A 24,442-nucleotide genomic window follows, 5' to 3' on the forward strand; every position below is an offset into this window, starting at 1 on the left:
GACCTGCTCCGGGGGAACGGTATGCTGCGGGTGGGTATCGTCGCGGCGCCGCACGCCACCACCATGGGGGCCGCCAGGTCCCCGGGGGGCGTGGTGCTCGCCGGTGACCGGCGAGCGACCATGGGGAACATGATCGCGCAGCGGGACATCGAGAAGGTGTTCCCGGCCGACGAGTACTCCGCGGTCGGCATCGCCGGCACCGCCGGCCTCGCCGTGGAGATGGTCAAGCTGTTCCAGCTGGAGCTGGAGCACTTCGAGAAGGTGGAGGGCGCGACGCTCTCCCTGGAGGGCAAGGCGAACCGCCTCTCCACCATGATCCGGGGCAACCTGGGCATGGCCATGCAGGGGCTCGCCGTCGTGCCGCTCTTCGCGGGCTGGGACGAGGGCAAGGAGAAGGGCCGGATCTTCTCGTACGACGTGACCGGCGGCCGCTCCGAGGAGCACGGCTTCGCCGCCACCGGCTCCGGCTCGATCTTCGCGCGCGGCTCGATGAAGAAGCTGTACCGCGCCGACCTCACCGAGGAGCAGGCCACCACACTGGTGGTGCAGGCGCTGTACGACGCGGCGGACGACGACTCGGCGACCGGCGGTCCCGACATGGCCCGCCGCATCTTCCCGATCGTCACCGTCATCACCGAGGAGGGCTTCCGCAGGCTCAGCGAGGCGGAGTCCTCCGAGCTGGCCCGTTCGATCACGGAGCGGCGTCTGGAGCAGCCCGACGGGCCGCGTGCCGCCCTCCTCTGACCGTTCGTCGCCCGTAGCAGCCCTTCAGACCGGAAGAAAGGGACGGTAGCCGGTGTCCACGCCGTTCTATGTCTCACCTCAGCAGGCCATGGCGGACCGGGCCGAGTACGCCCGCAAGGGCATCGCCCGCGGCCGCAGCCTGGTCGTCCTCCAGTACACCGACGGCATCGTCTTCGTCGGTGAGAACCCGTCCCGTGCGCTGCACAAGTTCAGCGAGATCTACGACCGGATCGGCTTCGCGGCCGCCGGCAAGTACAACGAGTACGAGAACCTCCGCATCGGCGGTGTGCGCTACGCCGACCTGCGGGGTTACACCTACGACCGGGACGACGTCACCGCGCGCGGTCTGGCCAACGTCTACGCCCAGACGCTGGGCACGATCTTCTCCAGCGCGGGGGAGAAGCCGTACGAGGTGGAGCTGGTCGTCGCCGAGGTCGGTTCCGAGCCGGAGGGCGACCAGATCTACCGGCTGCCGCACGACGGCTCGATCGTGGACGAGCACGGCTCGGTCGCGGTCGGCGGGAACGCGGAGCAGATCAGCTCCTTCCTGGACCAGCGGCACCGGGACGGCATGTCCCTGGCCGAGGCCCTGAAGCTGGCCGTGCAGGCGCTGTCGCGGGACACCAACGGCACCGAGCGGGAGATCCCCGCGGAGCGCCTGGAGGTGGCGGTCCTGGACCGCACGCGTCCCCAGCAGCGCAAGTTCAAGCGGATCCTCGGCCGTCAGCTGTCGCGCCTCCTGGAGGCCGACAACGCGGCGGCGGCTAAGACGGACGAGCCCTCGGACGAGGCTCCGGAGGAGTAGTCGCGGCTGTGCCCGGAGGGGCCCCGGTCCAGGTGGACCGGGGCCCCTCCGGCGTACCGGCGCTCAGACGGCCGGTGCCGGGCCCGAGGAGCCGCGGGGGACGAGGGAGACGGGCAGGGCGGCCGGTTCGGGCCGTTCGCCCGCGAGGACGGCGAGGAGCGCCTCCATGCCCCGCCGGCCGAACTCCTCGGCGGGGAGCCGGACGGTGGTCAGTTCGGGTTCGACGACGGTGGCCAGGGCCATGTCGTCGAAGCCGGTGACCGAGAGGTCCTCGGGGACCCGCAGGCCGAGCCGGCGCGCGGCCTTGCAGACGCCGACCGCGAGGATGTCGTCGTCGCAGACGACGGCGGTGGGCCGGGGGCCGGGAGCGGCGAGGGCCGTGCGCGCGGCCTCCCAGGCGTCCGCGACGTTCAGGGGTGAGCGCACGGTGCGTACGTCGGCGTCGCGCAGGGCGTGGGCGAGCGCCTCGGCCCGTACGTCGAAGGTCCAGGACGGGGCCGCGGAGGCCAGGTGCAGGAAGCGGCGGTGGCCGAGGTCGAGCAGGTGGCCGGTGACGCGGCGCATGCCGTCGGCGACGTCGAGGTTGACGTGGGCGGCGGCGCCGGACCCGGCCGGGTCGCTGTCGAGCATGACGAGCGGGAGGTCGCCGCCCCGGAAGGCCTGGAGGGCGTCGGTCGCCATGGAGGAGGCGATGACGCCGTCGAGTGCGGCCTGGGCCGAGGCGAAGGGGTCGCGGGCGGGTCCGAGGCCGTCGGGGGAGGGGTAGAGGACGACGCCGAACCCGTGTTCCGCGGCCGCGGCGGCGGCGCCGGTGTAGACGTGGGCGAAGAACTCGTTGGTGAGGGCCGGGACGACGAGCAGGGCGGTGCGGGTGCGCCCGAGGCGGAGGTTGCGGGCGGCGAGGTTGGGCCGGTAGCCGAGTGCGGACGCGGCCTCGCGGACCGTCCCCGCGGTGCGCTCGGAGACCCGGCCGCGCCACTTGTCGCCGAGGACCAGCGAGACGGTGGCCTGGGAGACCCCCGCGGCGCGGGCCACGTCCCGGCTGGTGGGGCGGGTGCCGCCGATCGGTTCCGGGGTCTGCACTCGTGCCTCCGCGTGGGACGGTTCCGGGGCGCGGGGTGGACCCGCGCGCTGCCGACATGGTACGTATGACGTCGGACGTTATACGTAAAACCTCGGTTCTTCCGGGGCGGAGGGGAGACCGACATGGCCACCGAGGCCACGGCACGCGGGGGCTATCTCGACCTGCTGAGGGCGCCGCACGCCGCCAGGCTGCTCGCCGGCACCCTGGTCGGGCGCCTGCCCAACGGCACCGGCCCCATCGCGATGACGCTCTTCGTCCGGGACCAGGGCGGCAGCTACACCCTGGCCGGCGGCCTCATCGCGGCCTACGGCGTCTCCAACGCGATCGGGCAGCCGCTCCTCGGCCGCGCCGTCGACCTCAGGGGCCAGCCCCGCGTCCAGCTGCCCGCCGCCGTCCTCTCCGCGCTCGGCATGACCCTGTTCGCCCTCACCGGCATCGGGCACCTCGCCCTGGCCTACGCCGCCGTCGTGGTCGCCGGGCTCTTCACCCCGCCGCTGGAGGGCGGCCTGCGCGCCCTGTGGCCGAGCGTCCTGGGCCGTGAGGACCGGGTCCACCGGGCGTACGCGCTGGACGCCGTCGCCCAGGAGGTCATGTTCACCGTGGGCCCGCTCCTGGTGACGCTCCTGGTCGCCCTGCGCTCGCCCGCCGCCGCCCTCGTCGTCATCAACGTCCTGGGGGTCCTGGGCGCCCTCGCGGTCGTCCTCTCCGAGCCGTCCCGCACCTGGCGCTCCGCCGCGCGCGAGGCCCACTGGCTGGGGGCCCTGCGCTCGCCCGGCCTCCTCGCCCTCCTCGGGTCGTTCTTCTTCGTGGGCCTCGCCCTCGGCTCCATCACCGTGGCCGCCGTCGCGTACGCCGACGACCGGGGCACCCCGTCCGTGTACGGCTGGCTGATGGCCGCGCTCGGCCTCGGCGCGCTGGTGGGCGGCGTCGTCTACGGCGCCCGGCAGTGGGCCGGGGCGCCCGAGCGGCGGCTGCGGGTCCTCGTGGCCCTCCTCGCGGTCTGCTACCTGCCTCTCATGCTCACCCCCGGTCCCGTCGCCATGACGGGTCTCTCGGTGCTGTCCGGGGTCTTCCTCGCCCCCGTCCTCGCCTGCGCGTTCATCGTGGTCGACCGGCACGCCCCGCGGGGCACGGTCACGGAGGCCTTCTCCTGGCTCGTCACCACCTTCGGAGTCGGCGCGGCCCTGGGCTCCGCCGTCGCGGGGCCCGCGGTCGAACTGGCGGGAACGGTCGCCGGGTTCGCGGTGGCCGGGGCGGGCGGGCTCGTCGCCCTCCTGGTCCTGCTGGCCACCGGGCGTGTCCTCGCCGCCCCCGCCGCGGCCGGGGACGTGGCGCGACACGCCGTCGGAGAAGCGGTCCCCACCGCCGTACACACCGAAAAGAACACGCACTGATCGGAAAATGATCGAAACGGGAACGTCCAACCCGGTTTCAGCGCACGCCGTCAGGCGTAATGTTCAGACATGGACCGCCGCATTTTCGGGCTGGAGAACGAGTACGGCGTCACGTGCACGTTCAGGGGACAGCGCCGACTGTCTCCTGACGAAGTGGCGCGCTACCTCTTCCGCCGTGTCGTGTCATGGGGCCGCAGCAGCAATGTCTTCCTGCGGAACGGCGCCCGCCTGTACCTCGACGTGGGTTCGCATCCGGAATACGCCACACCGGAATGCGACAACGTGACCGAACTGGTCACCCACGACAAGGCCGGCGAGCGCATTCTCGAGGGCCTGCTCGTCGACGCCGAACGCCGCCTGCACGAGGAGGGAATCGCGGGCGACGTCTACCTCTTCAAGAACAACACCGACTCGGCCGGAAACTCCTACGGCTGCCACGAGAACTATCTCGTCGCCCGCCACGGAGAGTTCTCCCGGCTCGCGGACATCCTCATTCCCTTCCTCGTGACGCGGCAGCTGATCTGCGGCGCGGGAAAGGTCCTCCAGACCCCGCGCGGCGCGGTCTTCTGCGTCTCCCAGCGTGCCGAGCACATCTGGGAGGGCGTCAGCTCGGCCACCACGCGCTCGCGGCCCATCATCAACACCCGGGACGAGCCGCACGCGGACGCCGAGCGCTACCGCCGGCTGCACGTCATCGTGGGCGACTCGAACATGTCCGAGACGACCATGCTGCTCAAGGTCGGCGCCACCGACCTCGTGCTGCGCATGATCGAGGCGGGCACGGTCATGCGCGACCTGACGCTGGAGAACCCCATCCGGGCGATCCGCGAGGTCAGCCACGACATCACGGGTCAGCGCAAGGTCCGCCTCGCCAGCGGTCGGGAGGCCTCCGCCCTGGAGGTCCAGCGCGAGTACTACGAGAAGGCCGTGGACTTCGTCGACCGGCGCGGCATCCGCTCCGGCACGGTCGCCCAGGTCCTGGAGCTGTGGGGCCGTACGCTCGACGCGATCGAGAGCGAGCGGCTCGACCGGATCGAGACCGAGATCGACTGGGTCATGAAGCACCGGCTCATCGAGCGCTACCGGGCCAAGCACAACATGACCATGTCGAACCCGAGGGTCGCGCAGATAGACCTCGCCTACCACGACATCCACCGTCGTCGCGGGCTGTACTACCTGCTCCAGAAGAACGGGCAGGCGGCCCGCATCTGCAACGACCTGAAGATCTTCGAGGGCAAGTCGGTGCCCCCGCAGACCACTCGGGCCCGGCTGCGCGGCGACTTCATCCGCCGCGCCCAGGAGCAGCGGCGGGACTTCACCGTCGACTGGGTCCACCTCAAGCTCAACGACCAGGCGCAGCGGACGGTGTTGTGCAAGGACCCGTTCCGTTCCGTCGACGACCGGGTGGAAAAGCTGATCGCCGGAATGTAGGCAGGTCGTATCGGTCGGCAGGGCCCCGCACGTTCGGCGTGCGGGGCCCTCGACGTGACGGGAGGAGCGCCTAGAGTGTCGGCACAACTACTGTGCCGTCTGAGATCTGAGGAACACGTGCGCCGACTTGCCGGCCTTCTCGTCGTCCCGCTGCTGCTGCTCTCGACAGCGGCGTGCGGCAGCGACGACAAGGGCTCCGATTCCGCCTCGATGACGAACGGACTGCCCGCCATCACCGCGGGGCAGAAGTTCGGGGAGAAGCCGACCCTCGCCAAGGGCGAGGGCGACCCGCCCAAGGAACTCAAGGTCAACGTCATCAGCGAGGGCACGGGCCCGGTGACGAAGAAGGGCGACGCGCTCCAGGTGAACTACCTGGGCCAGGCCTGGGACTCCACCACCCCCTTCGACAACAGCTTCGACCGCGGTCAGCCCTTCGACGTGACGCTGGGCGCCGGTCAGGTCATCAAGGGCTGGGACCAGGGCCTGGAGGGCCAGAAGGTCGGCAGCCGCGTCGAGATCGGCATTCCGCCGGAGCTCGGCTACGGCGAGGCCGGCTCGCCGCCGAGCATCAAGCCGAACGCGACCCTCGTCTTCGTCGTCGACATCCTGAAGGCCGTGACGATCCCGAAGTCCGCCACGGGCACCCCGGTCGCCCAGGACGACAAGGACCTGCCGATCGTCGGGACGAACACCGACGGCAAGGCCCCCTCGCTGACGGTCCCGAAGGTGGACCCGCCGACCAAGCTCGTGTCGAACTACGTCCTGGAGTCCAAGGGCGAGGTCGTCAAGGCGACCGACACGGTCGTCGTGAACTACGTCGCCGCCCTGTGGAAGGACGGCAAGGTGTTCGACTCGACGTACACCCAGGGCAAGCCCGCGAACTTCCCGCTCTCGCAGCTGACGCTGAAGGGCCTGAAGGACGGTCTCGTCGGCAAGAAGGTCGGCAGCCGCGTCCTGATCGTCGCCCCGCCGTCGGAGGCGTTCGGCGACAAGGAGCAGCAGGGCATTCCGAAGAACTCCACGCTGGTCTTCGCCGTGGACATCCTGACGAAGATGTAAGACTGTCCCGTTCGCGCGTCCCACCGTCGCGCGGTTCATCCGTATGAGGAGCAGTTCAGTGAGCATCGAGAAGCCCGAGATCGACTTCCCGGGTGGCGAGCCGCCGAAGGACCTGGAGATCAAGGACCTCTGGGAAGGCGACGGCGAGGTCGCCACGGCGGGCCAGTTCGTGCAGGTCCACTACGTGGGCGTGGCCTTCTCCACCGGCGAGGAGTTCGACGCCTCCTGGAACCGCGGCAGCGCGCTCGAGTTCAAGCTCGGCGTCGGCCAGGTCATCGCGGGCTGGGACCAGGGCGTCCAGGGCATGAAGGTCGGCGGCCGCCGCCAGCTGATCATCCCCGCGCACCTCGCCTACGGCGACCGTGGCGCCGGCAGCGCGATCGCCCCGGGCGAGACGCTGATCTTCGTCTGCGACCTCGTGGCCGTGAAGGGCTGACGTCCAGGTCGTTCCGAGGGCCCCCGCCGTCCGCGGCGGGGGCCCTCGGCTTTTGTCCCGACACCCCGGGGCGGTACGGTCGGACGTCCGAGAAGTGGAACCGGCGGAAGGGTGCAGGGCGTCGATGGCGATTGCCAAGTCCGAGCGGCTGATGAATCTCGCGCTGTGCCTGCTCGGGACGCGCCGCCCGCTGAGCAAGCGGGAGCTCCGCGGCTCCATCGAGGCGTACCTCGAAGCGAGCGGTGACGACGCCTTCAACCGCATGTTCGAGCGGGACAAGGACGACCTCCGTGAGCTCGGCCTGGTCATCGAGACCGTCGAGAACCTGGAGGGCGAGACCGGGTACCTCGCCCGCCGCGACTCCAACCGGCTGCCGCCGATCACCCTCGACGCCGAGGAGGCCGCCGCGCTCGGCCTCGCCGCCAAGGTGTGGCAGCAGGCCCGGCTCGCCGGCGCCGCGAGCGGTGCCCTGCAGAAGCTCCGCGCCGCCGGCATGCCCGAGGCGGAGGACTCGTACGACACCCAGCCGAGCGCCCTCGAACCGCGCATCCCGGTCCACGAGGCCGCCTTCGAGCCGCTCATGCTGGCCTGCCGTGACCGCAGGCCCGTCGTCTTCGACTACCGCAAGGCCAACGCCGCACGGCCGGAGACCCGCCAGGTCGAGCCCTGGACCCTCGAATGCTGGCGCGGCCACTGGTACCTGGCCGGCTGGGACCGGGACCGGGGTGCCGAGCGCGTCTTCCGGCTCTCCCGCATCACCGGCAGGGTCCGCTCGCGGGCCGGCGCGTTCACCGCGCCCGTCCCCGACGTCTCGACCGTCCGGGAGACCGTCGAGAGCTGGGCCGGCGAGACCGCCACCCGCTCCGCGCGGATCCGGCTGCGCGCCGGCTGCGGCTACCCGCTGCGGGCCCGCGCCCGGGCCGTGACCGAGGGCGGCGACGGCTGGGACGAGCTGGAGATCCCGTACGGGCACGGGCTGGACGCCTGGCTCGTCGAGTTCGGCCCCGATGTCGTCGTACTGGAACCGGCCGATCTGCGGGCCGACGTGGTGGAGCGGCTGCGCGCCGTGGCCAAGGGCTGAGGGGGAGACGTACCGCATGGCTGCCAACGCGATCGACCAGACGAGGCGGATGCTCTCCCTCGTCACCTATCTCCGTGAGCGCCCCGGCGCGCACGTCGCCGACGTGGCGCGTGCCTTCGGGATCACCGAGGACGAGCTGATCTCCGACCTGGACGTGCTGCCCATGTGCGGCACCAGCTTCCGGGGCGGCGACCTGCTCGACATCGACACCGACGGCGACCGGATCTGGTGGCACAACCCGGACGACGTCGCCGAGCCGCTGCGGCTGGCCGCCGACGAGGCCACCGCGCTGCTCGTCGCCGCCCGGGCCGTCGCCACCCTGCCGGGGCTCCGGGAGAGCGACCGGGACGCCCTGCTCCGGGCCACCGCGAAGCTGGAGGCGGCGGCCGGCGAGGCCGCCGGGGCCAGCGCCCGGCTCTCGGTGACCTTCGAGTCCGAGGGCGGGGTCTTCGCCGAGGTCGACCGGGCCATCTCGGAGCGCAGGCGCCTGTGGGTGCGGTACTACTCGCCCGCGCGCGACGAGCTCACCGAGCGCGAGGTCGACCCGATCCGCCTCTTCGCCGTCGGTCACACCTACATGGAGGCGTGGTGCCGGCTCTCCGAGGCGCGCCGCACCTTCCGGCTCGACCGGGTCGTCGAGATCCGGATCCTCGACGAGCACGCGGCGCCGCCGGAGCTGGAGCTGCGCGACCTCTCCGAGGGCCTGGTCCAGCCGTCGGCCGACGACCCGGAGGTCGTGGTCGAGGTGGGTCCCGGTGGCCGCTGGGTCGCCGAGTACTACCCGCACGACCGGGCCGAGGAGCTGCCGGACGGCGGTCTGCGGATCACGCTGCGGACGCCGGACCCGGCCTCGCTGCGCAGGCTGGCGCTGCGGCTGGGCAGCGACGGGCGGATCGTCGCGCCGGCGGAGCTGGCCGACAGCGCGCGGACGGCGGCGGCCGCCGCGCTCGCCGCGTACGAGGGCGTGTGACGTTCCCCGCTCCCGGGACGCTGTTACTGACGTGATGCCAGAGTCGAGAGAGATGAGGGAGATGTCCGCGATGCACGGTTTTGCGGCGTCCATGGCCCCGGTCCTCTTCAAGGCCGCCTGCCCCGACTGCCGCTCGCGCTTCGAGCTCTCCGCGAGTGCCCTGCGCCTGGCCATCGGGGCGAGCCGCCGCACCACCTTCTACTCGTTCACCTGCCCCGAGTGCGGCAGCTCCGTCCGCAAGCCCGCGGGCGAGCGCATCGTCGAGCTCCTGACCGGCGGCGGCGTGCGGACCCTGCGCCTCCACACCACCGTCTGAACGATCCGTACGCGCCCAGCGTCTAGGCTCAGCACATGTTCTGGCCCATGCTCGCCATCGCCCTCGGCTTCCTCGGCCTCGCCGTCCTCGGCGTCCTCGCCGTCAGGGTCTTCCTGGAGGTCCAGCGCCTCGGCCGCCAGGTGGCCCGCACCACGGAGCGGATCCAGCAGGCCGCCGACGAGCTCGAAACCGCCGCCGCCGACCTGGCCCGGACCGGTGAGTCGCTCCGCTGAGGCAGTGCCGTACGCTGCACGAAGGGCCCTGTCCGGGGCCCGCGGGACGCAATCGGGAGTATGCACGGGCATTGCCCCACGTTTACTCCTGCGGGTTACGATCGCAGGCAGCGCGGTGGCCGGACACATGTCCGACCCGCCGGGCACGCACTCCATGTCGCCTCGGTGAAGAAGGTAAACAGCTATGGGTAGGCTCGGCCCCACCGAGATCATTCTCATTCTCGTCGTCGTCATCCTCCTGTTCGGCGCCAAGAAGCTTCCCGACATGGCCCGCTCGCTGGGCAAGTCGGCCCGCATCCTCAAGAGCGAGGCCAAGGCGATGAAGTCGGACGACCAGCAGGCGGCCCCCGCCCCGGCCGACCCGCCGCAGCCCGGCACGCAGGAGCCCGCCCCGCGCACCATCCAGGCCGCTCCCGGCGACGTGACCAGCGCGCGTCCCGTGACCGAGCCCTCGGACACCACCAAGCGCTGACCCGGTCCGCCGCGGCCGCCGCACCGGGCGGCGGCTGCCGCACGAGATGAGGACGTGGGTTGCCCAAGTCTGCCCGCAAGCAGGAGAAGGATCCCGAGGGCCGGATGCCCCTCGTGGAGCACCTGCGTGAACTCCGCAACCGAATGGCGAAGGGTCTCCTCGCCATCACGGTGGTGACGATCGCGGCCCTCGTGTACAGCGAGGAGCTGCTGCAGTTCCTGTCGAAGTCGGTGCCCAAATGTCCCCCGGGCGTCACCAGTGACGGCGGCAACTGCGCGGTCGTCACCTTCAACACGCTGATGGCCCCGTTCAGCACGACGATCCAGGTGTCCCTGACGGCCGGTCTCGTCGTCGCGAGCCCCGTCTGGCTCTACCAGCTGTGGGCCTTCATCGCGCCCGGACTGCACAGGAACGAGAAGAAGTACACGTACGCCTTCGTGGGCGCGGCCGTGCCGCTCTTCGCCGCGGGCGCCTACCTCGCGTACCTCATCCTCCCCGTCAGCGTCAAGGTCCTCATCAGCCTCACGCCCGCCGGCTCCGCGAACCTCCTGGCGCTGAACGACGTCCTCGACTTCACCCTGCGCATGGTGCTCGTGTTCGGCCTCGCCTTCGAGCTCCCGCTCGTCCTGGTGATGCTCAACCTCACCGGTGTCCTGAGCGGCCGCCGCATGGCCGGCTGGTGGCGCGGCGTGATCATGGGCGTCTTCGTCTTCGGCGCCGTGATCACCCCGACCACCGACCCCGTCGGCATGCTCGCCCTCGCCGGGCCGATCACGATCCTGTACTTCGGTGCCGTCGGGTTCTCCCTGCTCAACGACCGCCGGCGCCGGCGCGGCAACCCCGACGCCGAGCTCGACGACGACGAGGCCTCCTCGCTCGACCTCACCCCCGAGGCCGTCGGCTCCGTCGAGCCCGTCGGTGCCGCCCGGGCCCTGCCCGAGCAGTCCACCGGGGAGCACGGCGGGACGGGCGTGAAGCGGCTCAACGGATACGACGACATCACCTGATCCCGTCAGGCGCGATCACCTGATCCCGGCAGGCACGCGCATCGACGGAAGGCCCCCCGGACTCGGTCCGGGGGGCCTTCGTCGTAGGGCCCGGGGACTCGGTCCGGGGGTCTTCCGCGGAGGGCCCGGGCCGCGCAGCGCCCTCCCGCGCTCTCGCGGAATCAACCCCTCCACATCCCCTCGATAAAGATCGCGTCACTGTCAGAGGTGGCGGGTAGGCTCGACGACAAGATGACAGAGGACCTCACACCAGCCCAGGCGTACGCGGCAGCCCTCGCGCGCAACGCCGAGCAGGCCACCGCCCTTGCGCCCTTCCGCGAGATGTACGAGTTCGGTCTGGACCCGTTCCAGATCGAGGCCTGCCGGGCACTCGAAGCGGGCAAGGGCGTGCTCGTCGCCGCGCCCACGGGCTCCGGCAAGACCATCGTCGGCGAGTTCGCCGTCCACCTCGCCCTCACCCAGGGCCGCAAGTGCTTCTACACGACCCCCATCAAGGCGCTGTCGAACCAGAAGTACGCCGACCTCGTCAAGCGGTACGGCGCCGACAAGGTCGGTCTGCTCACCGGTGACAACAGCGTGAACGGCGACGCCCCGATCGTCGTCATGACGACCGAAGTCCTGCGCAACATGCTGTACGCGGGCTCCCAGGCCCTCTCCGGCCTGGGATACGTCGTGATGGACGAGGTCCACTACCTCTCCGACCGCTTCCGCGGCGCCGTCTGGGAGGAAGTGATCATCCACCTCCCCGAGTCCGTCACCCTGGTGTCACTCTCGGCGACCGTGTCCAACGCCGAGGAGTTCGGCGACTGGCTCGACACCGTCCGCGGCGACACCGAGGTCATCGTCTCGGAGAGCCGCCCCGTGCCCCTCTGGCAGCACGTCCTCGCCGGGCGCCGGATGTACGACCTCTTCGAGGAGGAGACCGACCACGGCGGCCGCGGCGCGTCCCGCCGCGAGGTCAACCCCGACCTCCTCCGCCTCGCCCGCACCGAGAACACGCGCACGTACAACCCGCGCGACCGGCGGCGCGGCAAGATGGTCCGCGAGGCCGACCGCGAGCGCGAGCGCCGCCAGCGCTCCCGGATCTGGACCCCCGGCCGCCCCGAGGTCATCGAGCGCCTCGACGCCGAGGGCCTCCTGCCCGCCATCACCTTCATCTTCAGCCGCGCCGGCTGCGAGGCCGCCGTCCAGCAGTGCCTCTACGCCGGACTCCGGCTCAACGACGACGAGGCGCGCCTGCGCGTCCGCGAGATCGTCGAGGAGCGCACCGCCGCCATTCCCAGCGAGGACCTCCACGTCCTCGGCTACTACGAGTGGCTCGAAGCGCTGGAGCGGGGCATCGCCGCCCACCACGCCGGCATGCTCCCCACCTTCAAGGAGGTCGTCGAGGAACTCTTCGTCCGCGGCCTCGTCAAGGCGGTCTTCGCCACCGAGACCCTCGCCCTCGGCATCAACATGCCCGCGCGCACCGTCATCCTCGAGAAGCTCGTCAAGTGGAACGGCGAGCAGCACGCGGACATCACCCCCGGCGAGTACACCCAGCTCACCGGCCGCGCGGGACGCCGCGGCATCGACGTCGAGGGCCACGCCGTCGTGCTCTGGCAGCGCGGACTCGACCCCGGCCACCTCGCCGGACTCGCCGGCACGCGCACGTACCCGCTGCGCTCCAGCTTCAGGCCCTCGTACAACATGGCGGTCAACCTCGTCGACCAGTTCGGCCGGCACCGCTCCCGCGAGCTCCTGGAGACCTCCTTCGCCCAGTTCCAGGCCGACCGCTCCGTCGTGGGCATCTCGCGCCAGGTCCAGAAGAACGAGGAAGGGCTCGACGGGTACCGCGAGGGCATGACCTGCCACCTCGGTGACTTCGAGGAGTACGCGCGGCTGCGCCGCGACCTCAAGGACCGCGAGACGGAACTGGCACGGCAGGGCGCCGCCCAGCGCCGCGCCCAGGCCGCGAGCTCCCTGGAGAAGCTGAAGCCCGGCGACGTCATCCACGTGCCCACCGGCAAGTTCGCGGGCCTCGCCCTCGTCCTCGACCCCGGCATCCCGGCCGGCCGTACCAACGGCCACCGCGGCTTCGAGCACCACGACGGGCCTCGCCCCCTCGTCCTCACCGCCGAACGGCAGGTCAAGAGGCTCGCCTCGATCGACTTCCCGGTCCCGGTCGAGGCGCTGGAGCGCATGAGGATCCCCAAGTCCTTCAACCCGCGCTCCCCGCAGTCCCGCCGCGACCTCGCCTCCGCCCTGCGGAGCAAGGCCGGGCACATCAACCCCGAGCGCCATCAGCGGCAGCGCGCCGCCGCCGCCGACGACCGCGAGATCGCCCGGCTGCGCACCGAGATCCGCGCGCATCCCTGCCACGGCTGCGACGAGCGCGAGGACCACGCCCGCTGGGCCGAGCGCTACCACCGCCTCCAGCGCGACACCCAGCAGCTGGAGCGGCGCATCGAGGGCCGCACCAACACCATCGCGCGCACCTTCGACCGGATCGTCGCGCTCCTCACCGAGCTCGACTACCTGCGCGGCGACGACGTCACGGACAACGGCAAGCGGCTCGCCCGGCTCTACGGCGAACTCGACCTGCTGGCCAGCGAGTGTCTCCGCGACCGTGTCTGGGAGGGTCTCACCCCGGCCGAACTCGCGGCCTGCGTCTCGGCGTTGGTGTTCGAGGCGCGTCAGGCCGACGACGCCGTCGCGCCCAAGCTGCCCACGGGCAACGCCAAGGCGGCGCTCGGCGAGATGGTCCGCATCTGGGGCCGTCTCGACGCGCTCGAAGAGGAGTTCAAGATCAACCAGGCGGAGGGCGTCGGCCAGCGCGAGCCCGACCTCGGCTTCGCCTGGGCCGCCTACCAGTGGGCCTCCGACAAGAGCCTGGACGAGGTGCTCCGGGAGGCGGAGATGCCCGCCGGCGACTTCGTCCGCTGGTGCAAGCAGGTGATCGACGTCCTCGGACAGATCGCCGCCGCGGCGCCCAAGGAGAACAGCACGGTCGCCAAGAACGCCCGCAAGGCGGTGGAGTCGCTGCTGCGCGGTGTCGTCGCCTACAGCTCCGTGGGCTGACGGACCGACCGTTCGCGAAGGGGCCCGGGGGCGCGCCCCGCGCCCCGGCCGCAGATCCCCCCACGGGGTTGTCCCGCGGGGGGCGGGGGGGGGGGGGGGGGGGGGGGCGGGGGGGGGGGTTCTCTGCCCCACAGCGCGGGGGGGCGCGCGCCCCGCGGGGCGGCGCGGGGCGGGGGGGCCCCCCCCGGGCCCCTTCCGCATGTCCCCGACAGGGGTTGTCCACAGGTCGTCGTCCACAGGGGTGGCGCGGGGGGCCGGGCTTCCGCTTGCATGGACTCGCAAGCAGGGGAAGCCAGTTGGGGAGGGGACGCACATGACCACGCAGGCCGGTCCGGACGCCGGGACGGAAGACGAGGGGCAGCGGCCGGAGGTGCCGGGCGGTGGGCCGGCGGGGGAGGCGCCGGGGGGAGAGCCGGCGGTGCAGGCGACGCCGGTCGGGGGGCAGGCGCTGAGGGAGGCCGCTCCGGTCTTCGCCGACGGGCCGCGAGGAGTGCCCCTCCTCGGGAACCTCCCCGCCTTCGGCAAGGACCCCCTCGCCTTCTTCGAACAGCTCCGGGAGCGCGGGGACTTCGTCCGCTGGCGCTTCGGCCGCGGCCCCGCCCTCTTCATCGCCCACCCGGAGAACATCGGCGAGCTCCTCACCGAGATCGAGCGCAGCTTCGACCAGCCGGACCTCGGCATCGCCTTCCGGACCCTCCTCGGCAACGGTGTCATCGTCTCCAAGGGAGCCGACTGGCGGCGCAAGCGCTCCCTGGTCCAGCCCTCCGTCCGTCCCAAGCAGGTGCGGTCCTACGCGTCGACGATGGCCGCGTGCGCCGTCGACCTCGCCGACCGCTGGAGCGACGGGCAGCGGATCGACATCAAGAAGGAGATGGCCGCCCTCACCCAGCTCATCGCCGTCCGCACCATCTTCGGCGTGGACACCGCCGCCGACGCCGAGGCCATCGGGCAGGCGATGGACGTCGCGCAGCGGGAGATCGGCGCCGAGTTCAGCGGGATCGGGGCGGTGCTGCCGGACTGGGTCCCCACGCCGGGACGCGCCCGCATCAAGCGCGCGACGGCCGTCATCGACGCGGAGGTCTCCCGCGTCGTCTCCCGCCACCGTGACGGCGACACGGAGCGCCCCGACCTGCTCAGCCGGCTGCTCGCCGCGCGGGACGAGACGGGTGCGCCGCTCTCGGACCAGGAGATCCGGGACGAGACGGTCACGCTGTACATCGGCGGCCACGAGACCACCAGCTCGACCCTCGTCTGGGCCTGGTACCTGCTCTCCCGCAACCCCCGGGTCCGCGACGCGCTCGCCGAGGAGCTCGACCGGGTCCTCGCGGACCACGAGCCCGGGTACGACGACTACGCGTCGCTCACGTACACCCAGGCGGTCGTCAAGGAGACCCTGCGCCTCTACCCGACGATCTGGCTCCTCACCGGCATCGCCAAGGAGGGCGCGACCCTGGGCGGCACCCCCGTCCCCGCCGGGACGCGGGTCTGGTCGAGCCAGTGGTCCACGCACCGCGACCCCCGCTGGTACGGGGACGCGGAGGCCTTCCGGCCGGAGCGCTGGCTCACCGGGGAGGACGGCGAACCGGCCGAGCAGATACCGGAGTACGCGTGGTTCCCCTTCGGCGGCGGCCCCCGCGTCTGCCTGGGCACCCGCTTCGCCCTGGTGGAGGCCGTCCTGGTCCTCGCCGTCCTGGCCCGCCGCTACCACCTGGACGTCACGACGGAGGAGATCCTCCCGGTCCCCAGCCTCACCCTCCAGCCGGACCGCGACGTACGGGCCACGGTCCGGGCACGGAAATGAGGGGGCGCGGCGTGGGGAGGACGGCCGGTCAGCGTCGTGCCCTTTGACGACCCGGTGACCGTGGCGGGTTCAGTGCTGCCCGGCGAGGGACCTGGCGAGGGCCCTTAGGTCCGGGGCGTTCAGGACGCGGTCGGCGGAGCCGGGGAGGGGGACGTGGAGAGGGGCCGTCCAGCGGGCGGGATGGCGTCGGGGCCGTACACCGCGCCCGCGAGGGTGAAGCCCGTTGTGGGCATGCGTTCCGCCCGGGCGGAACGGGTGGGCACAACGGACGGCGCCCTTGCCGGCGCGCGAGGCTGCTGAGCCTGGACCCGCACCGACAGGTGCAGCACCTGGTGGTGCGGGTCAGGGCGCGGGACGCGGAGGCGTCGCGAAGGGCGCCGTCCCGTGTGCCCACCCGACCCGCCCTGCGGGACGCCTGCCCACACGAGGGCGGGGTTGATCTGGAAGTGCAGCGCGGCGGCGACGTCCCAGGGGTCGCCGGCCAGCAGGACCTGTTCGGTCTGGAGGCCGATGTCCTTGGGGTCGGCCGCGGCCCAGCGCCGGAAGCGTGCGAAGACGTCCGGGAGGTCCAGGCCGCCCCGCTCCAGGAGCGACTCCCCGAGCAGGACGGCCATCTGCGTGTCGTCGGTCGCCTCGCCCGGATCCCAGCCGCCGCCCCCGCACAACTCCCCGGCGCCGTCCGGGAACCGTTCCCGGAACACCCCCGGCAGGCCGAACTCGAAGGGTGCGCCCAGCGCGTCGCCCACGGCGGAACCCAGTACGGCGCCCACGGCCCTGTCGATGTCCGGCATGAGGTCAGGCCAGGGCGTCCGCGGCAGGCCGGTGATCCCCGCGGGGCGTCCTGACCGCGCGGACGATCAGGAACAGGGGCAGGCCGACGGGGGAGAGGAGGATCGTCAGGACCAGCAGTGGGCCCATCAGAAGGGGGGAGACCGAGAGACGGCGGGCCTCGCGGTACATCCACTGGCCCAGGAGGAGGTCCCAGGCGATGACCTGGGCCCAGAGGGCGCCGGCGCCGTTCGGGTGCGCGGTGAGGGCGCGGAACGTGTCGAGGTCGGGGCTGGTGACCGCCGCCCACAGCTCCGGCAGGACGGGGGCGGCCAGGACGGCCCAGACGGCCAGGATCGGAAGGACGGTCAGCGGGGAGGCCGCGAGCCGCTCGGTGGCCCGCAGGCCCGGCGCGAAGATCATGAGCAGCCAGACCGGCGCCGCGAGGAGGAACGTCAGCTCGAAGAGGAAGCCGGTCATGCCGCGACCTCCTCGGCGAGGGCGGGGGAGGCGGCGCGGCCGGTAGTACGGAGCGACAGGGCCGCCGCCGCACCGCCCAGCACCACGATCGCCGTCGCGGCCGCGAGCGTCGCCCCGTCCGGAGCGAACAGCGCCTGGCCGCGCAGGGCCTGCCAGGTCAGCAGGACGAAGGCGGCCCCGTACACCGCCGAGCCCGTGAGCGTGAGGCGCAGCCGGACACCCGCGTCGGCCAGGCGGGCGAAGGCGGGGAAGCGGGCGGACCGCGCGGCGAGTGCGGTCAGGACGATCAGCAGCAGCGGGACCAGCTGCAGTGCGTGCATGCCGAAGAAGTGGGCTATGCGCAGGTCGCCGCCGGTGCTCGCCCAGCCGGTGAGCGGCATCGACGGGCCGCCGTCCGGGACGCCGACGCTGTGCGCTCCGGTGATCGGCGGGTTCTCGACGGCCAGCTGCTCGGGCGTCGGACGGACCATCAGGAAGCCGACGCCCGCGCCCGCGAGGGCTATCAGGGAGGACAGGCGGACGGCCCAGGCCATCGCCCGGTCCAGGATCCTGGCCCGCAGCAGGAGCACCGCGATGACCAGGGCGCCCAGCCACAGCACGACGACGGTGGCGCCCATGGTCTGGAAGACGGCGTTGTCGAAGGGGGTCGCCTGGTTGAAGTGGCTCTGGGTGCCGCGGATCACCTGAAGGGTGATGAGCGCCATCTCCACGACGCTCGCGACGGTGATCACCGTCCCCGCCCACCAGCCGGCCCGCCGGGCGCGGGGGAGCAGGGTGATCATCCAGGCCAGCGACAGCGCGTAGGCGACGAACGAGACGGAGAACTTGAACGGCTTGGTCCAGATCGGGACGCCGACGAGCATCCGGTCGTCGACGAGGATGCCGACGGCCGAGACGACGGCGAGGACACCCATCGACGCGGCGAACCACACCAGCGGGCGGTGCAGTCGGGGCGGTGCCGCAGCTGAGGTCTGCGGGCTCGGTGAAGAAGACATACGGATCCCCCCGTGGGAAGCTATGGATAGTGGCACTCGCCACTATCTGATAGCGACACTATCTATGATGGGGTGTCGGTCGGCAAGGGCCGGGGGAGAACCTGGAAGGTGAACACGCGGTGCGCATCGGAGAATTGAGTCGTACGACCGGGGTGTCGGTGGCGACGATCAAGTTCTACGTACGGGAAGGCCTGCTGCCCGCCGGAGAGCTCACGAGTCCGAACCAGGCCTCGTACGGGGAGGCGCACGTGCGGCGGCTCCGCCTGATCCGGGCGCTCCTGGACGTGGGCGGTCTGTCGGTGGCCGCGGTCCGTGAGGTGATCGTCGCGGTCGACGACTCCGAGCGGCCGGTGCACAAGGTGCTGGGCGCGGCGGCCAGCCGGCTGGTGCCGCGCTACGACCACGAGCCGGGTGCCGGCATGGAGGAGGCACGGAAGCGGGTCGCCGACCTGATCGCCGAGCGCGGCTGGCGCGCGCACGAGCGCGGGCCCGCCGCGGAGGCCCTCGCGACGGCGCTCGCGACGCTGGAGGACTCCGGTCACGGTGCGTTCGTCGAGGTCCTCGGCGCGTACGCGGACGCGGCGGCGCGGGTGGCGCAGGTCGACCTGGAGTACGTGGCGCATCACGTGGCGCGCGAGGAGGTCGTGGAGAGCGTGGTCGTCGGGACGGTCCTCGGCGACGCGATCTTCTCCGCGCTGCGCCGGATCGCCCACGCGGACGCCTCGGACCGCGCCTTCGGCCGCACGACCTGACCCGTCGGGGCCGCCTCGGGAGCCTCGTGCCCCCGCGCGCCCAACCGGGGCGGCGTCGACCAGGGGGTTGGTGGTCGGGCGGCGGGGACCGCCCCGGCTGCGGCGCGGGGGAGGACCCCGCGCCCCCGGTCGTACGCGTGCGCGCACCGCGCCCGCCGGCCTGTGGCCTGCCCGTGGGCCGAGGGGTGACAGTGTGGACGGAGCACCGCTCCAGCCGTACGGGTGAATGCGCCGTACCCGCCGCGCGGACGAGATCGGCGCCGGCCGCAGTGCGCGGCCCCCCGCGCGGGGCCCGCCCGGCCCGCGGGCAGGGCCCGTCGTGCGCGCCGTGAACGCCGAGGGGCGGCGCCGTGTCCGGTCGCCGCCCCTCGGGGTTCGCGTGGGCTCAGTTCTCCTGTTCGCGCTCCACCTGGTCGTTCCACTCGCGCTTGATCGCGCGCCACGCCTCGTCCGACTTGCCCAGGCGCCAGTAGCCCGAGATCGACAGGCGTTCGCGCGCCACGCCCCGGTCGAGCCGGAGGTGGCGGCGGAGCTCCTTCACGAAGCCCGCCTCGCCGTGGACGAAGGCGTGCACGTCGCCCGCCGGGAACTCCAGGGCCGTGACCGCCTCCACCAGCGCCGCGCCCGCCGGGCGGTCGCCCCGGTGCAGCCAGGTCACGTGGATGTCCTTCGACGTCGCGAGCTTCTGCTCCTCGGCCGCGTCCGAGACCTCGATGAGCGCCTGCGCCCTCGCCCCCTCGGGCAGCGCCTCCAGGGCCACCGCGATCGCCGGGAGCGCGCTCTCGTCGCCCACGAGCAGGTGCCAGTCCGCCTCCGGGTCCGGCGCGTACCCGCCGCCCGGGCCGAGGAAGTGCACCGTCTCGCCCGCCTGGGCGCGCGCCGCCCAGGGGCCCGCGAGGCCCTCGTCGCCGTGGACCACGAAGTCGATGGTCAGCTCGTGGTGGACCGGGTCCCAGGCCCGCACGGTGTACGTCCGCGTCGTCGGCCACTGGTCCCGGGGGAACTCCGCCCGGATCCGCTCCATGTCGAACGGCTCCGGGTAGGCGACGCCCTCCGGGGCGAAGAGCAGCTTCACGTAGTGGTCGGTGTAGACGTCCGCCGCGAAGCCGTCCAGCCCGGGGCCTCCCAGCACGACCCGCACCATGTGCGGAGTGATCCGCTCGGTGTGCACCACGCGTGCTTCGGTGGCCTTCGGTGCCTTGCGGGCCTGCTGCTCTGCCACGAGGGGCTCTCCTGACTCTGCGTACTTAGGTATGCCTAAGCTAGCATCCCGTGGCAAGAGGGGCTCGGCGTGGCCCGTCCGGCCCCCGTGACCGGAGGCCGGACCGGGCGGCCGAGTCCGGGACGGCAGCAGCCCCGGGGCCTCCCGTCAGCGCTCCAGGACCGGCAGCAGGCGCCCCACCGCCCCGCCCAGGCCCCAGCGCTTCACCAGCGCCTCCAGGGCGGCCGGGTCGCGCGGGGCGCTCGGCAGGGCCGCCGTGAACTCCGGCAGCGGAGCGTCGGAGGCGACCCGCACCACCGTCGGCGCCACGTCCAGGTACCCGGCCGCCTCGACGATCCCGCGCCGCTTCGCCGGAGTCAGCTTCGACGTGCGGTCCTCCGCCGCGGCCCGGACGCCGGCCAGGTCCCCGTACTCCGTGATCAGCTGCGCCGCCGTCTTCTCGCCGATGCCCTTCACCCCGGGCAGCCCGTCGCTCGCGTCCCCGCGCAGTGCCGCGAAGTCCGCGTACTGGTCGGGCCGCACCCCGTACTTCGTCCGGATCATCTCCCCGTCCACCAGGTCGCAGTCGCCGACGCCCTTGCGCGGGTACAGCACGCGGACGCCCCGGGCGTCGTCGACCAGCTGGAACAGGTCGCGGTCGCCCGTGACGATGTCCACGGGTCCCTCGGCGCGGCCGGTCAGCGTCCCGATCACGTCGTCCGCCTCGTACCCCGCGGATCCGACCCGCGCGATGCCGAGCGCCGCGAGGACCTCCTCGATGACCGGCACCTGCGGGGACAGCGTGTCCGGGATCTCCTCCTCGTCCGGGCCGGTCTCCGTCTCCACGGCCACCCGGTGCGCCTTGTACGAGGGGATCAGGTCCACCCGCCACTGCGGCCGCCAGTCCTCGTCCCAGCAGGCCACCAGATCGTCCGGGTGGTGGTCCTGGACGAGCCGGGTGATGAAGTCGAGCAGCCCGCGCACGGCGTTCACCGGGGTGCCGTCCGGCGCCCGGACGGAGTCCGGCACGCCGAAGTACGCGCGGAAGTAGAGGCTGGCGGTGTCGAGGAGCATCAGGCGTCGCGTCACACCCCGATCATGCCGCACCCCACCGACAGCCCCCTCCGAGCGACAGGCCGCCGCCCCGCCGTGCCCCCTCGGGCGGCCGCGTGACCCCCGTCACCTTTGCGTTTGCGCCCGAGGGGGCCGGGCAGGCGCGAGCCCGGAGCGGAACCCGGTACCGGATTCAACGAAAAGGATCTCGGTGCGCGACGGGCCCGCGGGCCGATCCCGCCCGCTCCACGGCCGGCCACGCGGGGGTGGTGGGGCCGTTCTTCGTTCCAACCCGTGAGGTGTATGTGTCCAGGCTCCAGGCCGACCACCTGTTCAAGGTGTTCGGCAGACGACCCGACGAAGCCGTCCGCAGGCTCGTCGACGGCGCCGACCGCGAGGAGCTGCGCGCCGAGGGGACGACCGCCGCCGTCGTCGACGCCGGTTTCACCGTCGACCCCGGCCAGATCTTCGTCGTGATGGGCCTGTCCGGCTCCGGGAAGTCCACCCTCCTGCGCATGCTCAACGGCCTGCTCGAACCCACCGCCGGCCGGGTCCTCTACGACGGCAACGACCTCACCGCGCTCTCCCCCCGCGAGCTGCGCGCGGTCCGCTCCACCAAGATCAGCATGGTCTTCCAGCACTTCGCGCTCTTCCCGCACCGGAACGTCCTGGAGAACGCCGCCTACGGCCTGGAGGTCCAGGGCGTGCCGCGCGCCGAGCGCGAGACCCGCGCCGCGGAGGCCCTCGAACTGTGCGGCCTCGCCGGCTGGGAGAAGTCCTGGCCGGACGAGCTCTCCGGCGGCATGCAGCAGCGCGTCGGCCTGGCCCGCGCGCTCGCCACCGACGCCGACCTGCTCCTGATGGACGAGTCCTTCAGCGCGCTCGACCCGCTGATCCGCCGCGACATGCAGGACCAGCTCCTCGTGCTCCAGAAGCGCCTGAAGAAGACCATCGTCTTCATCACCCACGACCTCAACGAGGCCATGCGCCTCGGCGACCGGATCGCCGTCATGCGCGACGGCAGGATCGTCCAGCTCGGCACCGCCGAGGACATCCTCGTCCGTCCCGCCGACGACTACGTCGCCTCGTTCATCCAGGACGTCGACCGTTCCCGGGTGCTCACCGCCTCCGCCGTCATGACGGCGTCCGCCACGCCGGCCGACTGCCCCGACGACTGCTCCTGCCGGGCCGTCGGGCCCGACACGCTCGTCGCGGACCTGTGCGCCGTCGCCGCCCTGGCCCCGCACCCCGTGACCGTCGAGGACGCCGACGGCTCCGTCCTCGGAGTCGTACCGACCGAACGCCTCCTCGCCGTCATGGGCGGTCTCGCCGCGACGACGGCCCCGCTCACCGAGGCCCAGGAGGTGACCGCCGGTGCCTAGGCTCCCCCTCGGCCAGTGGGTCGACAGCTCCGTCGACTGGCTCCAGGCCCAGTTCTCCTGGCTCTTCGACGCCGTCAGCACCGGGGTCACCGGTCTCTACGACGGCATCGACGCCGTCCTGTCCGCGCCCCACCCGCTGCTCTTCGCCGGCATCCTCGCCATCGGCGCCTGGTGGCTGCGCGGCCTCGCCGCCGGCGTCCTCGCCTTCGCGGGCTTCGCGCTCGTCGACTCGGTCCAGCTGTGGGACGAGGCGATGGCGACGCTCTCGCTCGTCCTCGTCGCCACCCTCGTCACCCTGGTGATCGCCGTACCGCTCGGCATCTGGGCGGCCCGCTCGAAGACCGTCAGCGCCGTCCTGCGGCCCGTGCTCGACTTCATGCAGACCATGCCGGCGATGGTCTACCTCATCCCCGGCATCATCTTCTTCGGCGTCGGCGTCGTCCCCGGCATCATCGCCACCATCGTCTTCGCGCTGCCCCCGGGCGTGCGCATGACCGAGCTCGGCATCCGTCAGGTCGACGGCGAACTCGTCGAGGCCGCGGAGGCGTTCGGCACCACCCCGCGCAACACCCTGGTGCGCGTGCAGCTGCCGCTCGCCCTGCCGACGATCATGGCCGGCGTCAACCAGGTCATCATGCTCGGCCTCTCCATGGTCGTCATCGCCGGCATGGTCGGCGGCGGCGGACTCGGCGGCGCCGTCTACCGCGCCATCGGCAACGTCGACATCGGCCTCGGCTTCGAGGCCGGCGTCTCCATCGTCGTCCTCGCCATGTACCTGGACCGGATGACCGGCGCCCTCGGCCGCCAGGTCTCCCCGCTGGGCCGCCGCGCCGCCGCCAAGGCGCGCGCCGCGCTGAGCGCGAAGCGGCCCGGGGCCAAGCTCTGGGCCCACCGCCCGCAGCCCGTCGCCGCGCTCGTCGGCGTCGTCGTCCTCGCGCTCGTCGCCGGCGGCATGGGCTTCCTCGGCGGCAAGGGCGACACCGCCTCCGCCGCCGGCGGCCAGGGCAAGAAGGTCAGCATCGGCTACATCCCCTGGGACGAGGGCATCGCCTCCACGTACCTGTGGAAGGAGCTCCTGGAGCGCCGCGGCTACGAGGTCGAGAGCAAGCAGCTGGAGGCCGGTGCGCTCTACACCGGCCTGGCCGGCGGTCAGCTGGACTTCCAGACCGACTCCTGGCTCCCCGTCACCCACGCCCAGTACTGGGAGAAGTACAAGAACAAGCTGGAGGACCTCGGCTCCTGGTACGGCCCCACCTCCCTGGAGCTCTCCGTCCCCTCGTACGTGAAGGGCGTCGACTCGCTCGCCGACCTCAAGGGCAAGGCCGGACAGTTCAAGGGCCGCATCGTCGGCATCGAGCCCAGCGCCGGCATGATGGGCATCCTCAAGGACAAGGTGCTCAAGGAGTACGGCCTGGAGGGCGAGTACAAGGTCGTCGACGGCTCCACGCCCGGCATGCTCGCCGAGCTGAAGCGCGCCTACGACCGCAAGGAGCCCGTCGTCGTCACCCTCTGGTCCCCGCACTGGGCCTACTCCGCCCTCGACCTGAAGAAGCTCGACGACCCCAAGGGCTCCTGGGGCAAGGGCGACGGCGTCCACACCCTCGCCCGCAAGGGCTTCGCCGCCGAGAACCCCGAGGTCGGCGCCTGGCTGAAGCACTTCAAGCTGTCCGAGAAGCAGCTCACGGACCTGGAGGCCGTCATCCAGGAGACCGGCAAGGGCAAGGAGCAGGAGGCCGTCCGCACCTGGCTGGACCGGAACCCCGGCCTCGCGGAGAAGCTCACGCCGCAGTAGCCCCCACGGGGGTACCCGAGCCGGTGAGGCTCACTGGCCGAAAAGGGGTGGGTGGGCCACCGGGGGGGGGGCCCCCCCCCAGAGGGACGCGCCCCCACCCCCCCCCCCCCCCCGGGGTGTGTCTCA

At 72.4% G+C, this 24,442-nt stretch carries 22 protein-coding genes and 2 pseudogenes; 17 read left to right on the plus strand and 7 right to left on the minus strand.

Annotated features, from left to right (window positions below):
* Positions 1–744: proteasome subunit beta (gene prcB / locus ACFV2S_RS19450; protein WP_385560233.1), on the plus strand; the 744-nt coding region annotated here is incomplete at its 5' end.
* Between the two features lie 52 nt (positions 745–796).
* Positions 797–1,549, plus strand: coding sequence for a proteasome subunit alpha (gene prcA / locus ACFV2S_RS19455; RefSeq protein WP_329855880.1), 753 nt, complete (start codon positions 797–799; stop codon positions 1,547–1,549).
* Between the two features lie 63 nt (positions 1,550–1,612).
* Here prcA and ACFV2S_RS19460 read toward each other — a convergent pair whose 3' ends face one another.
* Positions 1,613–2,632: a LacI family DNA-binding transcriptional regulator gene (locus tag ACFV2S_RS19460; protein WP_385560237.1), complete on the minus strand. Its 1,020-nt coding sequence runs from the start codon at positions 2,630–2,632 to the stop codon at positions 1,613–1,615.
* Positions 2,633–2,755: 123 nt separating this feature from the next.
* Between ACFV2S_RS19460 and ACFV2S_RS19465 the strand changes: the two genes are divergently transcribed.
* The 12 genes from ACFV2S_RS19465 to ACFV2S_RS19520 all read left to right on the plus strand — a co-directional run bounded on the left by ACFV2S_RS19465 (position 2,756) and on the right by ACFV2S_RS19520 (position 15,893).
* Positions 2,756–4,027 carry an MFS transporter gene (locus tag ACFV2S_RS19465; protein ID WP_385560240.1) on the plus strand — a complete coding sequence of 424 codons (1,272 nt, stop codon included), beginning with the start codon at positions 2,756–2,758 and terminating at the stop codon, positions 4,025–4,027.
* Positions 4,028–4,096: 69 nt separating this feature from the next.
* The gene (pafA, locus tag ACFV2S_RS19470) at positions 4,097–5,458 is read left to right on the plus strand and encodes a Pup--protein ligase (RefSeq protein ID WP_033204999.1); all 1,362 of its coding nucleotides are present in this window, start codon (positions 4,097–4,099) and stop codon (positions 5,456–5,458) included.
* 117 nt (positions 5,459–5,575) lie between these two features.
* Complete coding sequence (locus ACFV2S_RS19475) at positions 5,576–6,517, plus strand: FKBP-type peptidyl-prolyl cis-trans isomerase (RefSeq protein WP_385560244.1); 942 nt, start codon at positions 5,576–5,578, stop codon at positions 6,515–6,517.
* Positions 6,518–6,575: 58 nt separating this feature from the next.
* Positions 6,576–6,953, plus strand: coding sequence for an FKBP-type peptidyl-prolyl cis-trans isomerase (locus ACFV2S_RS19480; protein ID WP_385560248.1), 378 nt, complete (start codon positions 6,576–6,578; stop codon positions 6,951–6,953).
* Between the two features lie 124 nt (positions 6,954–7,077).
* Positions 7,078–8,034, plus strand: coding sequence for a helix-turn-helix transcriptional regulator (locus ACFV2S_RS19485; protein WP_385560250.1), 957 nt, complete (start codon positions 7,078–7,080; stop codon positions 8,032–8,034).
* A 16-nt stretch (positions 8,035–8,050) separates the two neighbouring features.
* Positions 8,051–9,004 (plus strand): helix-turn-helix transcriptional regulator, encoded by a 954-nt coding sequence (locus ACFV2S_RS19490; protein ID WP_385560253.1) that lies wholly within the window; start codon positions 8,051–8,053, stop codon positions 9,002–9,004.
* Between the two features lie 52 nt (positions 9,005–9,056).
* A complete protein-coding gene (locus ACFV2S_RS19495; RefSeq protein WP_189804517.1) occupies positions 9,057–9,320 on the plus strand; it encodes a hypothetical protein in 264 nt (87 codons plus the stop codon).
* Positions 9,321–9,355: 35 nt separating this feature from the next.
* Positions 9,356–9,553, plus strand: a complete 198-nt coding sequence (locus ACFV2S_RS19500) for a hypothetical protein (protein WP_383798602.1) — start codon at positions 9,356–9,358, stop codon at positions 9,551–9,553.
* Between the two features lie 184 nt (positions 9,554–9,737).
* Positions 9,738–10,025 (plus strand): Sec-independent protein translocase subunit TatA, encoded by a 288-nt coding sequence (tatA, locus tag ACFV2S_RS19505; protein ID WP_385560258.1) that lies wholly within the window; start codon positions 9,738–9,740, stop codon positions 10,023–10,025.
* Between the two features lie 104 nt (positions 10,026–10,129).
* On the plus strand, positions 10,130–11,032 hold the full coding sequence (gene tatC / locus ACFV2S_RS19510) for a twin-arginine translocase subunit TatC (RefSeq protein ID WP_385560421.1): 903 nt from the start codon (positions 10,130–10,132) through the stop codon (positions 11,030–11,032).
* Between the two features lie 231 nt (positions 11,033–11,263).
* Positions 11,264–14,092 carry a DEAD/DEAH box helicase gene (locus ACFV2S_RS19515; protein WP_385560261.1) on the plus strand — a complete coding sequence of 943 codons (2,829 nt, stop codon included), beginning with the start codon at positions 11,264–11,266 and terminating at the stop codon, positions 14,090–14,092.
* A 313-nt stretch (positions 14,093–14,405) separates the two neighbouring features.
* A complete protein-coding gene (locus tag ACFV2S_RS19520; protein ID WP_385560264.1) occupies positions 14,406–15,893 on the plus strand; it encodes a cytochrome P450 in 1,488 nt (495 codons plus the stop codon).
* A gap of 69 nt (positions 15,894–15,962) precedes the next feature.
* Here the strand turns inward: ACFV2S_RS19520 and ACFV2S_RS19525 are convergent.
* The 4 genes and pseudogenes from ACFV2S_RS19525 to ACFV2S_RS19540 all read right to left on the minus strand — a co-directional run.
* A pseudogene (locus ACFV2S_RS19525) lies at positions 15,963–16,108 on the minus strand (ADP-ribosylglycohydrolase family protein); the annotation flags it as partial.
* Positions 16,109–16,327: 219 nt separating this feature from the next.
* Positions 16,328–16,684 (minus strand): annotated as a pseudogene (locus tag ACFV2S_RS19530) (ADP-ribosylglycohydrolase family protein); the annotation flags it as partial.
* A gap of 4 nt (positions 16,685–16,688) precedes the next feature.
* The gene (locus tag ACFV2S_RS19535) at positions 16,689–17,141 is read right to left on the minus strand and encodes an ABA4-like family protein (protein WP_385560267.1); all 453 of its coding nucleotides are present in this window, start codon (positions 17,139–17,141) and stop codon (positions 16,689–16,691) included.
* Complete coding sequence (locus ACFV2S_RS19540; RefSeq protein ID WP_385560424.1) at positions 17,138–18,055, minus strand: hypothetical protein; 918 nt, start codon at positions 18,053–18,055, stop codon at positions 17,138–17,140. The genes ACFV2S_RS19535 and ACFV2S_RS19540 overlap by 4 nt, the downstream gene beginning before the upstream one ends.
* Before the next feature lie 200 nt (positions 18,056–18,255).
* Between ACFV2S_RS19540 and ACFV2S_RS19545 the strand changes: the two genes are divergently transcribed.
* Positions 18,256–18,888: a MerR family transcriptional regulator gene (locus ACFV2S_RS19545; RefSeq protein ID WP_385560270.1), complete on the plus strand. Its 633-nt coding sequence runs from the start codon at positions 18,256–18,258 to the stop codon at positions 18,886–18,888.
* A 385-nt stretch (positions 18,889–19,273) separates the two neighbouring features.
* Here ACFV2S_RS19545 and ACFV2S_RS19550 read toward each other — a convergent pair whose 3' ends face one another.
* Complete coding sequence (locus tag ACFV2S_RS19550; RefSeq protein ID WP_385560273.1) at positions 19,274–20,110, minus strand: siderophore-interacting protein; 837 nt, start codon at positions 20,108–20,110, stop codon at positions 19,274–19,276.
* Between the two features lie 147 nt (positions 20,111–20,257).
* Positions 20,258–21,163 carry a 5'-3' exonuclease H3TH domain-containing protein gene (locus ACFV2S_RS19555; RefSeq protein WP_385560427.1) on the minus strand — a complete coding sequence of 302 codons (906 nt, stop codon included), beginning with the start codon at positions 21,161–21,163 and terminating at the stop codon, positions 20,258–20,260.
* 284 nt (positions 21,164–21,447) lie between these two features.
* On the opposite strand from ACFV2S_RS19555, the gene ACFV2S_RS19560 reads away from it, so the two are divergent.
* Positions 21,448–22,524 (plus strand): glycine betaine/L-proline ABC transporter ATP-binding protein, encoded by a 1,077-nt coding sequence (locus ACFV2S_RS19560; RefSeq protein WP_385560276.1) that lies wholly within the window; start codon positions 21,448–21,450, stop codon positions 22,522–22,524.
* Positions 22,517–24,316 (plus strand): ABC transporter permease/substrate binding protein, encoded by a 1,800-nt coding sequence (locus ACFV2S_RS19565; protein ID WP_385560278.1) that lies wholly within the window; start codon positions 22,517–22,519, stop codon positions 24,314–24,316. The genes ACFV2S_RS19560 and ACFV2S_RS19565 overlap by 8 nt, the downstream gene beginning before the upstream one ends.
* Positions 24,317–24,442: the final 126 nt, after the last annotated feature.

Origin of the sequence: Streptomyces sp. NPDC059695 (assembly GCF_042733785.1) — a bacterium.
Classification (GTDB): domain Bacteria; phylum Actinomycetota; class Actinomycetes; order Streptomycetales; family Streptomycetaceae; genus Streptomyces.